Source organism: Micromonospora rifamycinica, assembly GCF_900090265.1.
GTDB lineage: Bacteria > Actinomycetota > Actinomycetes > Mycobacteriales > Micromonosporaceae > Micromonospora > Micromonospora rifamycinica.
Genome location: NZ_LT607752.1, coordinates 1,461,890 through 1,474,143 on the forward strand (window position 1 = coordinate 1,461,890; position 12,254 = coordinate 1,474,143).

Genomic DNA, 12,254 nt, shown 5'->3' on the forward strand with positions numbered 1-12,254 from the left:
GGCACTCTTGGGTCATCCCCGTTCACCGTCCGTGAGGGTTCCCCACCATGTCGCAGCTGCTGCCCGCCGCCCGGCCCGACGTCCCGGCCATCGTCGGGGGTCCGACGGCGATACCGGATCCGACCGCCGCCCCCGCCACCGGAGCGCGTACCGCCGTGGTGGGCCTCGGGTACGTGGGCCTGCCGACCAGCCTGGCCCTGGTCGCCAGCGGATCCCGGGTGATCGGCGTGGACATCGCCGCTACCCGGCTCGACGACATCCGGGCCGGTCGGGCCGACCTGCTCGACGCCGACCAGGAACGGCTGCGCGAGACGCTCCGGGCCGCCGACCCCGCGCTGCGCCTCACCACCGCGATCAGCGAGATCGCCGACGCCGACACGGTGCTGATCTGCGTGCCGACGCCGGTGGACCGGCACCTCGCCCCGGACCTCACCGCGTTGCGGGCCGCCTGCGCGGCGGTGGTCGCCCACGCCCGCCCCGGCCAGACCATCGTGCTCACCTCCACCAGCTACGTCGGCACCACCCGCGAGCTGCTGGTCGCCCCGCTGGCCGACCGGGGCCTGCGGGTCGGGCAGGAGGTGTGGGTGGCCTTCGCGCCGGAGCGGGTCGACCCCGGCAACGACCGGCACCGCCAGGAACTCACCCCCCGGGTCGTCGGGGGCACCACCCCGGACTGCACCGCGCGGGCCGCCACCGCGCTGGCCCGGATCACGCCCCTGGTGCACCGGCTCGGCTCGCCCGAGGCCGCCGAGATGACGAAGCTGCTGGAGAACACCTTCCGGGCGGTCAACATCGCCTTGGCCAACGAGTTCGCCGACCTCTGCCGCGACCTGCACCTGGACGTCACCGAGGTGATCGACGGGGCGGACACCAAGCCGTACGGGTTCATGGCCTTCCAGCCCGGCCCCGGGGTGGGCGGGCACTGCATCCCCTGCGACCCGCACTACCTGCTCTGGCAGGTCCGCGGGCAGCGCCGCGAGGCCCCCCTGATCGAGACCGCGATGCGGGGGATCGCCGCCCGCCCCCGCCGGGTGGTGGACCGGATCCGGGAGCTGCTCGCCGGGGCCGGGCGCCCCCTGCTCGGTGCCCGGGTGCTGGTCGCCGGGGTGACGTACAAGCCGGGGGTCGCCGACGTCCGGGAGTCCCCGGCCCTGGAGATCATCGGCGAGCTGGTCCGGGCCGGCGCGGAGGTCGGTTTCGTCGACGAGCTCGTCGACACCGTCCGCACCCCCGACGGCCAGACCCTGCGCCGGGTCGCCGACCCGGCCGACCGGGAGTGGGACCTGGTGGTCGTGCACACCCGCCAGTCCGGCCTGGACGAGGCGTGGCTGAGCGGGCAGCCGATGGTGCTCGACGCCACCTACCGGCTCGCCGGGCTGCCCCGGCGGGAGGTCGTCTGAGATGCCGGTGACCGCCCCCGTGCGGCGCGGCCTGCGGCGGCTGCTCACCGTGCTCGCGCTGCTCCCGCTGATCGTCCTGCTGGCCCGGCAACTGCCCCGACTGCCGTACGCCCCGCTGCTGGCGTTCTACGGCTTCGCCGTGCTCACCGCCACCGTCGCCGTGTTCTACCTGGCCTACGCCCGGTACGCCGACCCCGCCGAGGCGCCGGCGCAGCCCCGGCACACCGCCACCTTCCCGCCGCTGCCGCCGGCCCCCCGGGTCAGCCTGCTGGTGGCGGTCAAGGACGAGGTGGACGGCATCGAGGCGTGCGTCCGGTCGATGACCGGCAGCGAGCACCGGCCGTTGCAGGTGATCGTGGTCGACGACGGCTCCACCGACGGCACCGCCGAGGTCCTCGACCGGCTCGCCGCCGAACTCCCGGTCACCGTGCTGCACCTGCCCCGCAACGTCGGCAAGAAGCGGGCCCTGGTGCACGCCGCCCGGCACGCCACCGGCGACGTGCTCGCCTTCACCGACTCCGACTGCGTGCTCGCCCCGGACGCGCTGGGCCGCTGCGTCGAGGCCCTGCTGCGGCAACCGGACCTCGGCGCGGTCAGCGGTCACGCCCGCGCGCTCAACCCGGACGAATCGCTGCTCAGCCGGGTGCAGGACGTCTGGTACGAGGGCCAGTTCCGGGTCTCCAAGGCAGCCGAGGCGTCGTTCGGGGCGGTCACCTGCGTCTCCGGCCCGCTGGCGGTGTTCCGCCGGGAGGCGGTGCTCAACTACCTGCCCGCCTGGGCGGCCGACCGGTTCCTCGGGGGCGAGTTCCGGTTCGCCACCGACCGGCAGCTCACCGGCTACGTGCTCGGCCAACGCTGGATCGGCGACCGGCTCAAGCGGCGCTTCGCCGACTCGTCGTTCGTCCGCGACGAGGACCACCCGCCGCGCGCCTGGCGGGTCGGCTACGTCCGCTCGGCGAAGGTGTGGACCACCGTGCCGGCCCGGCTGCGGCCGTTCCTGCGCCAGCAGACCCGGTGGAAGAAGAGCTACGTGCGGAACCTCTTCTTCACCGGCACGTTCATGTGGCGGCGGGGTGCCGGCCCGGCCGCGCTCTACTACGGTCACGCGCTCTGGGTGGCGCTGGCCCCGGCGATGGCCTTCTCCCACCTGGTGTGGGCGCCGCTGCGCGGCTGGTGGGCGGTGCCGCTGCTCTACCTGTGCGGGGTGCTGCTCAAGGGCACCGCGTGGGGGCTGGCCTACCGGCTGGACAACCCGGGTGACCCGCGCTGGGCGTACCGGCCGTTGATGAGCGTGCTCTCCGCGACCGTACTGTCCTGGCTGCTGCCCTGGTCGGTGGGGACGATCCGGCGTGGTGTGTGGTCCCGGAGCACGGTGTGAACGCCGGGCGGCGGGTGCTGACCCGGCTGGCCCGGGTGGCGCTCACCCTCGCCGGGGCGGGGACGCTGGTGCTGCTCTACGCGGTGGTGTTCACCCGGGGCGAGGTGCTCCGGTGAGCCGGCTCTGGCCCCGCGCGCTCAACGGGCTGCTGTCGCTGGTCACCCTGCTGGTGGTGGCGGCGCCCTTCGGGGTGTCCTGGTACCTCGACGACCTGCGCCGCCACGTCAGCGGGCAGCACGACACCCCGGTCACCCGGGTCGACCCCGCCGACCTGCGCCGCTTCACCGAGACGGCCGGGCGGCTGCCGGCGCGGGCCGCGCCGGTGGTGGTGGCCTACCACGACATCCGGCCGCACGGCGACGACCCGGCGGCGACCGAGCCGACCGGCCGGGAGCACTACGTGGTCACCCCGGAGGCGTTCGACGCCCAGCTCACCGCGCTGCGCACCGCCGGCTACCGGACGATCTCCTCGGCCCAGTACGTCGACTACCTGCGCGGCGGCGAGGTGCCGGCCCGCTCGGTCTACCTCACCTTCGACGACGGCACCCGGGGCCTGTGGTCGTACGCCGACCCGATCCTGAAACGACACCGGATGGTGGCCGCCTCCTACCTGATCACCGGGCAGGTGGGCACCCACCGGCCGTACTACCTGAGCTGGGCCGAGATCGACCGGATGCGGCGCTCCGGCCGGTGGGACTTCCAGGCGCACACGCACGACCTGCACACCCGGGTGCAGACCGCGCCGGGGCGGCTCGGCTCCCCGCTGACCCACCGACGGTGGGAACCGGCCACCGGGGCGCAGGAGAGCCTGGCCGGTTACCGGCAGCGGTTGACCGCCGACTTCGACGCGATGTTCGCCGCGTTCACCGCCCACGAGCTGCCCCGCCCGCAGTTGTTCGCGTACCCGTTCTCCGAGATCGGCGACGCGACGACCGACCCGGAGGCCGCCGCGTTCAGCCGCGACCTGATCGCCGCGCGGTTCGTCGCCGCGCTGACCAACAAGTCGCTCGCCCCGCAGCCGAGCAGCCGCCGGTCGGCGGCCGACGGCCAGGTCGAGCGGACCGAGGTCTACGCCCGGACCACCGCCGCCGAACTGGTCAGCGCGGTCGTCGAGCGGACGGCCGTGCCCGCCGTGCTGCCCGACCCGTTCGCCCGCCCCTGGGACTGGCGTGACCAGCACGGCGAGCCGATGACCGAGCTGTCCCCGCTGACCGCCGGGCGGTTCCCCGCCGACAGTCCGCGCCGCGCCTACGGCACCCTGCTCGCCTACGCCAGCGCGGACTGGACCGGCTACACGGTCGACGCGACGCTGCGCGGCCTGCGGGCCGACGGCGGCACGGTCACCCTGCTGGTCGGGGTGAACGGCGACGCCACGGTCTCGGTACGGGTCACCCACGGCCGGGTGGCGCTGCTGCGCGCCGGCCGGGTGGTCGCCGAGGCGGCGCTCGACCCGGCGGCCACCCACCGGGTCACGGTCACCGTGCGCGACGGCGAGGTGGCGGCCCGGGTCGACGGCGGCCCGGACCTGCGGGTGGTCACCCCCACCGGGCCGGGAGCCACCGGCGGGCTCGCCGTGGCGGTCGACGACGCCGAGGGGCGACCCCACCCGTCCGTCGCCGCCCTCGCCGTGACCACCACCGGGTGAGCGGCGGTCAGTCCCGCCAGCCGGCCAGCTCGACCCCCTTGCCGAGTTCGACCCGGAAACCCAGGGTGATCTCGCCGCGCTCCCCCGGGGCGAGGCGCAGCCGCCAGGTCAGCTCGCCCAGGTCGGTGCGCTCGTCCGGTGGCGGGACGACGGTGGCCTCGCGGACGGTCACCGCTTCGTCGCGGGAGACCGGGAGCTGGTCCAGGACCTCCACCGTGGCCGGTCGGGGGGTGTGGTTCGCCACGCTGATCCGGTACTCCACGTCCCGTCGCCGGGTGGAGCCGAGGGTGGCCCGGGTGTCGGAGCGCCGGGTCAGCTCGCGTTCCACCCGGACCCGGTCGTCCACCCCGAGCGCCAGCTCGGTCTCCTCGCCGGGCGCCCAGGTCGGCAGCCGGGTGGCGGCGACGAAGTCGGCGTCGTGGAACACCGCCGCCGGGCCGGGGAGCAGGGTGTGCGCCGAGGTGTTGCGGACCGTCGCCCGCAGGTGCGCCTCGGCCGCCCGCAGCGGCACGGTCACGTGGTCGAGGCGGACCGGCAGGTCCAGCACGGCGATGACGGCCCGGTAGGCGCTGCCGTCGGCGGGCACCGCCACCGGGCGCGCGGGCCGGTAGGTCGCCGCGGTGACCCCCTGCGCGACCTCTGCCACGCTCTCCCGGACCGCCGGGCGCGGCGCGGCCGAGCGGGCCGCGCCACCGCCGCCGGCCGGGGCCGCCGCGGGTGCGGGTGGTGGCGGTGCGCCGAAGCTCGCCGCCGCCAGGGCCACCGGCGCGGGCCGGAGCCGGTCGAGATACCAGGGCGACAGCTCGGGTACGCCGGCCGCCGCCGCCGGGCGGGCGGTGGAGAGCTGGAGCGTGCACTCCGGCCAGTCCTCGCCGGTGTCCTGGGTGACCAGGCCGAACCAGGTGGCCGTCATGCTCTCCCCGACCAGGCGCAGGTCGTAGGAGGACTGCCAACGTGCGCCGTCGACCAGGTAGCTCAGCTCCAGGTCCAGCTCGGTGTCGTCGGCGTCCACCGCCACCGTCACCTCGGCGGCCAGCCGGTCCGGTTCCCGCTTGCCGCCCGCAGCGGCCAGCTCCCGCTCGACGGCCGCCAGCTCCTCGGCCAGTCCGGTGCGCCGCCGGGCCAGCCCGCGTCGGCGGCGGTGCGACTCGGCGAGCTGGGCGGCCACCGCGTCGGCGAAGGTGGTCACGTCGGTCGGGCCGGCGTCCCCGGTGGCCAGCGTGCGGGCGTACGTGCCGCCGGCCCGGTCGGCCAGTCGGGCGAGGAACTGCCGCCGCTGCGTCTCGACCTCGGTGTCGTCGTCGACCTCGGCCAGCTCGTCGGCCAGCTCCCGGACCCGTCGGGTCAGCGCGTCGACCTGACCGTCGGTGCTGCGGGGCTGCCGCCAGGTGCTCACCTCCACGCCGAGGACGGTGGCCGAGCCGCCGCCGGCGACCCGCAACGAGTCCCGCCGCAGGCGTACCGGCAGGGGCGCGATCCGGATCCGGTGCTCACCGGCGGCCAGGCGGGTGACAGCCCGGCGGGTGACCCGGGCCCGGTCCGGATAGACGGTGACCGCGACGACGGGTGCTTCGATCTCCACAGCGTCCACGGCGGCGAGGGTAGCCGGACCACGCTCACCAGCCGGACCGGGTACCGGCCGGTCACCCCGGCGGGAGGCAGACGACGTCCAGGCGGCGGGGGCCGTGCACGCCCTCCACCCGGCTCAGCTCGATGTCGCTGGTCGCGGAGGGGCCGGAGATCAACGTCAGGGGACGGGTGGGGTCGGGCAGCGCCCGGACCAGGTCGGGCAGGTCGGCGACGATCTGCGTGGCGTGCACCACGCAGACGTGGTGGTCGGGGATCAGGGTCAGCAGCCGCCGGCCCTGCGCCGCTCCCCCGTCGAGCACCAGGGTGCCGGTCTCGGCGACGGCGAGCACGCAGCCGGTGAGCACGGCCAGCCCGGGGGCGTCGAGTTCGGCTGCGGTGAGGGTGTCGCCGGCCAGCGTCGGTCGACCCAGCCGGGCGGTCCACTCCGGCGGGACGCCGGCCGGCAGTACCACGCCCGACGCCCCGGCGAGCAGGGTGGCGAGCAGGTCGGCCAGCGCCGCCGGGGCGCAGTGGTGCACGCCGGCGCGGTAGTCCCCGGCCCGCTCGGCGAAGAGGGTGGTCAGCTCACGGGTCATGGGTCCGGCGCCACCAGTCACGGAAGGACTCGTCGGCCGGCAGCGGGGCGTCTCGGTGTGCCGTCCACGCCGCCAGCGGCCAGGGTGCCCGGCGCAGCCGCCCGCCGTGCGGCCGGGTGAGCACCCGCAGCGGCCGGCCGCCGGACCGGGCCGTCCGCAGCGCCGCCCGCCACCGACGGCGGTCACGCATCGTCCAGGCCAGCACCGCCATCGCCGCCCGTTCGGCCGGCGGCTTCGGCCCCGTCTGGCGCAGGTGGACCAGGATCGCCGGTATGTCGATCTTGACGGGGCAGACGTCGTAGCAGGCCCCGCAGAGCGTCGAGGCGTACGGCAGGGTGGCGTTGTGGCCGGCGTCCTGCCCGGTGAGCTGGGGCGACAGGATCGCCCCGATCGGGCCGGGATAGACCGAACCGTAGGCGTGGCCGCCCACCCGCTCGTAGACCGGACACACGTTCAGGCAGGCAGAGCAGCGGATGCAGCGCAGCGCCGCCCGGCCCACCGGGTCCGCCGCCACCCGGTGGCGGCCGTTGTCCAGCAGCACGACGTGCAGCCGGCGCGGCCCGTCGCCGGGGGTCACCCCGGTCACGATCGAGGTGTACGGGTTCATCCGCTCACCGGTCGACGAACGCGGCAGCAGTCGCAGGAAGTCGCCGAGGTCCGCGAAGCGGGGCAGCAGCTTCTCGACCCCGACCACGGCGATCAGGGTGTCCGGCAGGGTCAGGCACATCCGGCCGTTGCCCTCGGACTCGACGACCACCAGGGAGCCGGTCTCGGCCACCGCGAAGTTGGCCCCGCAGATCGCCACCCGGGCCGCCAGGAAGGTACGCCGCAGATACTCCCGGGCGGCGCCGGCCAGCACCGCGGGGTCGTCCGAGTCGGCGGTGAAGCCGGGCATCCGCCGGGCGAACAGTTCGCGGATCTGCCCCCGGTTGTAGTGGATCGCCGGCACCAGGATGTGCGACGGGGTGTCGTCGGCCAGCTGCACGATCAGCTCGGCCAGGTCGGTCTCCACGGCCGTCACCCCGGCCGCCGCGAGCGCCTCGTTGAGGCCGATCTCCTGGGTCGCCATCGACTTGACCTTCACCACCCGGTCGACGCCCTGCGCCCGGACCAGCTCGGTGACCACCGCGTTGGCGGCGGCGGCGTCCACCGCGTGGTGCACGGTCGCCCCGGCGGCGGTGGCCGCCCGCGCGAACCGGGCCACCAGCTCGGGCAACCGGTCGAGCACGTCGTCCTTCACCCGGGCCGCCCGCTCGCGCAGCAGTTCCCAGTCGGGCACCTCGGCCACCACCGCGGCCCGTTTCTCCCGGATGGTGCGGGTGGCGCGGCCCAGGTTCGTCCGGAGCCGGCTGTCGCCCAGCGCGCCGGCCGCCGCCCGGGGGAAGGGGGTGACCGCCACGATGGGCAACTGCCGGCCCACCGCCGGGTGCTCACCGGACGTCATCCGGTCGGCCCGGTGGCGGCGAGGATCTCGGCGTAGTGGACCGGGCGCGGCGCGGCGGGCCGGCGGGCCAGGCCACCACCGATGTGGGCCAGGCAGGAGCTGTCGGCGGCGGCCAGGTAGTCGGCTCCGGTGCTCGTCGCGTGGGCGCACTTGTCGGCGAGCATGGCACCGGAGACCGCGGCGTTCTTCAGGGCGAAGGTGCCACCGAAGCCGCAGCACTGCTCCGGCTCGGGCAGCTCCCGCAGCTCCAGGTCGCGTACCGCGCCGAGCAGCCGCAGCGGCCGGTCACCCAGCCGCAGCATCCGCAGCCCGTGGCAGGTCGGATGGTAGGTGACCCGGTACGGGAAGCGGGCCCCCACGTCGGTCACCGCGAGCACGTCCACCAGCAGCTCGGACAGCTCGTACACCGGCAGCCGGGTGTGCGCCCGCAGGTGGGCCACGCAGGAGCCGGACGGGGAGACCACGACGTCGTGGCCGGCGAACGCCGCCTCGGTGCCGCGCTCCAGGGCACGGGCCGGGGCCGGGTAGCCGGTGTTGGCGTGCAACTGGCCGCAGCAGCTCTGCCCGGCGGGGAAGGTCACGGTGTGGCCCAGCCGCTCCAGCACCGTCACGGTGGCGATGCCGACCCGCGGGAAGAACGCGTCGTTGAGGCAGGTGACGAACAACGCGATACGCACCGGGCCTCCTCGTCGGCCGTCGGGCCGTGATTGACGAATCGTATATGATCTATGGAGTTCGGTGCGAGGAACGACGTTCCGCGGTCCGGCCGGCCGGGCGGTTCGCCGGCCCACCGACCGGTGCGGCGGACCGGCACCGGTGGGCGCTCGACGCGGGTGCGACGCCCCCCGCCCCCCCGCCGCCCGCGGGTACGAGGTGTCGAGATGACGGATTTCCACGGTCTGGTGGCCGCGGTCACCGGTGGTGGCTCGGGCATCGGCGCGGCGGTCGCCGACCTGTTGGCCGGGCGCGGGGCGCGGGTCGCCGTGCTCGACCGCGACCCGGGTGCCGGCGGGCCGCACCTGCGGCTGACCGCCGACGTCACCGGCCCGCTGGAGGAGACCATGGACCGGGTCGCCGCCACCCTGGGCGGCCTCGACGTGCTGGTGAACTGCGCGGCGGTCAGCGCGGTCGGGACGGTGCAGTCCGCCGACGACGCCGAGTGGCACCGCTGCCTGGACGTCAACGTCGTCGGGGTGGCGCGGGCCTGCCGGGCCGCCCTGCCCCACCTGCGCCGCTCGACCAGCGCGGCCATCGTCAGCATCACCTCGATCGCGGCGACGGCGGGGCTGGTCGACCGGGCGGTCTACTCCGCCACCAAGGGCGCGGTGCACGCGCTCAGCCTGGCCATGGCGGCGGATCTGGTGGCCGACGGCATCCGGGTGTGCACGGTGGCGCCGGGCACGGTGGACACCCCGTGGGTCACCCGGCTGCTCGCCGGTGCCGAGGACCCGGCCGCCGAGAAGCGCCGGCTCGCCGCCCGCCAGCCGACCGGCCGACTGGTCACCGCCGACGAGGTCGCCCAGGCGGTGGCGTTCCTGGCCTCCCCGTCGTCCGGGGCCACCACCGGCACCGCGCTGGCCGTCGACGGCGGCATGTCCGGCCTTCGGCTGGTCCGCTGAACCGCCCCGACCGCAGTGCCGTCCGGACGGTGGCCCGAGCGACCCGTCGGCCCGGCCGCGACGGCGGCTCTCCCGCCGTCGGTCAGGCCGCCGCCATGGTGACCCGCTGCCGGCCCAGACCGTCCACCTCGACCTCCACCACGTCACCGGGCCGCAGGTAGGGGAACCGGCCGGAGAGCGCGACCCCCTGCGGCGTACCGGTGTTGATCACGTCGCCGGGGTCGAGAACCATGTACTGGGACAGGTGCCAGATCAGGTACGCCACGTCGAAGACCATGTCCCCGGTGCGGGAGTCCTGCCGGGGCTCGCCGTTGACCCAGGAGCGCAGCCCGAGGTCCTGCACGTCGGCGATCTCGTCCGGGGTGACCAGCCACGGGCCGAGCGGCTGGAAGGTCTCGCAGGACTTCCCCTTGGACCACTGACCGCCGGAGTCGCGGAGCTGGAAGTCCCGCTCGGACACGTCGTTGGCGGTCAGGTAGCCGGCGACGTGGGCCGCGCTGTGTGCCGGCGACTCCAGGTAGCGGGCCCGGCGGCCGATGACCACGGCCAGCTCGACCTCCCAGTCGGTGGCGGTCGCGCCGCGCGGCACCAGCACCTCGTCGTACGGGCCGACGACGGTGTTGGGGGCCTTGTAGAAGACGATCGGGGTCTCGGGTGGGGCGACCCCGGACTCGGCGGCGTGCGCGGCGTAGTTCTGCCCCACGCAGAGCACCACGCCGGGCCGGGCCACCGGCGGGCCGATCCGCAGGCCGGTGACGTCCAGCTCCGGCAGGTCCCGGGCGGCCCGGACCCGGTCCGGCCCGCCGGAGGCGAAGAAGTCGCCGTCGATGTCCGGGGTGACCGCGGACAGGTCGTAGTGTCTGCCCTCCGCGTGCAGTACCGGCCGCTCCGCGCCGGCCGGACCCACCCGCATCAGCTTCATCCGTCGGCCTCTCCACGATCCGGCACCCCGTTGACGCCGGGGAGGATCGTAGTGCACCCGGGGCGGGTCCGGCCCGTGCTGGTGGGCGCCCCGCCACCGGGACCGGCACCGTCATCCCCCGCCGGGGGCGGCGGTCCGGCGCCGCCCCGGCGCGGCGGAATCCCGACACCTTCACCCGCGACCCGGGCAGCGGCGCGCAGGGCATCCGGGCGGCGGCGGCTCCTCGACCTGCCCGGGGTCGGCGTCCCGGGGGTCGGGGAGCCGCCGGCAGCCCGGTCAGCTCGACGTGGTGGCGGGTCTCCCGGTGCCGGTCTCCGGTCCGACGGCGACCGGCGCGGCCTGCCGGTCGGCCAGGTGCTGGCGCACCGACCAGGTCACCGCCGCCGCCCAGAGCACCGCGAGGACCAGGTAGCAGGCATAGCGGACGGCGTCCGGGGCGGCGATCCAGTCGCTGCGCAGCAGGGTCCGGACGTTGGTCAGGACGATGACCCCGCCGACGGCGGAGCCGAGCACCCGGGGCGGGAGCAGCCGCACCAGCCAGGCGGCGATCGGTGCGGCGATCATGCCGCCGAGCAGCAACGCGCCCACCCACCCGAAGTTGATGTTCGCCGAGCCGATGCCGACCAGGAATCCCAGGCTGGCCGCGACCGCCACCAGGAACTCGCTGGTGTCGATGGAACCGATCACCCGGCGGGGCTCCAACCGGCCGCTGGCCAGGATCGCGGGGGTGCCGACCGGCCCCCACCCGCCACCGCCGGTGGCGTCGACGAAACCCGCGACCAGGCCCAGCGGGCCGAGGAAGCGCTTGCGCAGGGGCAGCCCGACACGCTCGCGGGGCAGCCCGGCGACGGTGAACCGGATCAGCACGTACAGCCCGAGGGTGAGCAGGATCAGCGACATGATCGGGGCTGCGGTCTCGGTGGAGAGGCGGGACAGGAAGGTCGCCCCGGCGAACGCGCCGACGGCCCCCGGCACACCGACCCGGCGGACCACCGTCCAGTCGACGTTGCCGAACCGCCAGTGCGCGGCCCCCGACACCAGGGTGGTGCCGATCTCGGCCAGGTGAACCGTTGCCGAAGCGCTCGCGGCCCCGGTATTGAGAGCCAACAAAAGTGTTGTGGATGTCACACCGTACGCCATACCGAGACTGCCGTCGACCAGTTGTGCACCGAGGCCGACGAGGGCGAGAAGAAGCAGGCTACGCACAATAACCGCCGATCCGGGAGGGGAATGGGTAAGGTGGCCCCCCGCCGGGTCGCGCCACCCTGGCGGTGACGGGCATCCTGGCTGGTCGGGGGCGGTGCAGGAGTGGGAACTGCCGGAGAAATCAGCACGCAGATCGCTCGGGCCGACTCGTTCGACAGCGCGACAGACAGTGCATGAAACGTTCGTTAAGTGCGGGCGTCGACCGCCGGCGACAGCGGGCGTCCGACCGGCCCAGCACGTGGCTCAGCGAAGCACTCCGGGGTGGTTCACCCCGTCGGCGACCGCCGTCAGGGTCAGTGACGACGGGTGAGGCGACGACGGAGCGGGCAGCTACCCCCCGACCTACCAGGCAACTTGATGATCGAAGTCAATCCACCTCGCCTCACGAATGCCACATCTAATCGATAGGGAATGCCGACATGAATGCCGATAGGGATCTTTGATGTTCACCGCAATCTATGGCAAGACCTGTTCC

The 12,254-nt window shown here is 75.0% G+C and carries 10 protein-coding genes; 4 read left to right on the plus strand and 6 right to left on the minus strand.

Going from position 1 to position 12,254, the window contains the following annotated elements:
* Nucleotides 1–47: 47 nt before the first annotated feature.
* The 3 genes from GA0070623_RS06175 to GA0070623_RS06185 all read left to right on the plus strand — a co-directional run bounded on the left by GA0070623_RS06175 (nt 48) and on the right by GA0070623_RS06185 (nt 4,423).
* A complete protein-coding gene (locus tag GA0070623_RS06175) occupies nt 48–1,400 on the plus strand; it encodes a nucleotide sugar dehydrogenase (RefSeq protein WP_084261500.1) in 1,353 nt (450 codons plus the stop codon).
* 7 nt (nt 1,401–1,407) lie between these two features.
* The gene (locus tag GA0070623_RS06180; protein ID WP_231932688.1) at nt 1,408–2,778 is read left to right on the plus strand and encodes a glycosyltransferase family 2 protein; all 1,371 of its coding nucleotides are present in this window, start codon (nt 1,408–1,410) and stop codon (nt 2,776–2,778) included.
* Between the two features lie 112 nt (nt 2,779–2,890).
* On the plus strand, nt 2,891–4,423 hold the full coding sequence (locus GA0070623_RS06185) for a polysaccharide deacetylase family protein (RefSeq protein WP_067312969.1): 1,533 nt from the start codon (nt 2,891–2,893) through the stop codon (nt 4,421–4,423).
* Between the two features lie 7 nt (nt 4,424–4,430).
* Here the strand turns inward: GA0070623_RS06185 and GA0070623_RS06190 are convergent, their stop codons facing one another.
* The 4 genes from GA0070623_RS06190 to GA0070623_RS06205 are packed head-to-tail and all read right to left on the minus strand — an operon-like array spanning nt 4,431 to nt 8,709.
* Entirely contained in the window at nt 4,431–6,014 is a 1,584-nt protein-coding gene (locus tag GA0070623_RS06190; RefSeq protein ID WP_089003931.1) for a DUF4139 domain-containing protein, read from the minus strand.
* A gap of 52 nt (nt 6,015–6,066) precedes the next feature.
* Entirely contained in the window at nt 6,067–6,588 is a 522-nt protein-coding gene (locus GA0070623_RS06195) for a LutC/YkgG family protein (RefSeq protein ID WP_067314066.1), read from the minus strand.
* Complete coding sequence (locus GA0070623_RS06200; protein ID WP_067314068.1) at nt 6,578–8,032, minus strand: lactate utilization protein B; 1,455 nt, start codon at nt 8,030–8,032, stop codon at nt 6,578–6,580. The genes GA0070623_RS06195 and GA0070623_RS06200 overlap by 11 nt, the downstream gene beginning before the upstream one ends.
* Nucleotides 8,029–8,709: a (Fe-S)-binding protein gene (locus tag GA0070623_RS06205; protein WP_067314070.1), complete on the minus strand. Its 681-nt coding sequence runs from the start codon at nt 8,707–8,709 to the stop codon at nt 8,029–8,031. Before GA0070623_RS06205 ends, GA0070623_RS06200 begins: the two co-directional genes overlap by 4 nt.
* Before the next feature lie 204 nt (nt 8,710–8,913).
* Between GA0070623_RS06205 and GA0070623_RS06210 the strand changes: the two genes are divergently transcribed.
* Complete coding sequence (locus GA0070623_RS06210) at nt 8,914–9,651, plus strand: SDR family NAD(P)-dependent oxidoreductase (RefSeq protein ID WP_067314072.1); 738 nt, start codon at nt 8,914–8,916, stop codon at nt 9,649–9,651.
* Nucleotides 9,652–9,733: 82 nt separating this feature from the next.
* Here the strand turns inward: GA0070623_RS06210 and GA0070623_RS06215 are convergent, their stop codons facing one another.
* Together GA0070623_RS06215 and GA0070623_RS06220 are read right to left on the minus strand one after the other, a co-directional pair.
* The gene (locus tag GA0070623_RS06215) at nt 9,734–10,573 is read right to left on the minus strand and encodes a fumarylacetoacetate hydrolase family protein (protein ID WP_067314074.1); all 840 of its coding nucleotides are present in this window, start codon (nt 10,571–10,573) and stop codon (nt 9,734–9,736) included.
* Nucleotides 10,574–10,849: 276 nt separating this feature from the next.
* On the minus strand, nt 10,850–11,779 hold the full coding sequence (locus GA0070623_RS06220; RefSeq protein ID WP_067314076.1) for a sulfite exporter TauE/SafE family protein: 930 nt from the start codon (nt 11,777–11,779) through the stop codon (nt 10,850–10,852).
* Nucleotides 11,780–12,254 lie beyond the last annotated feature (475 nt).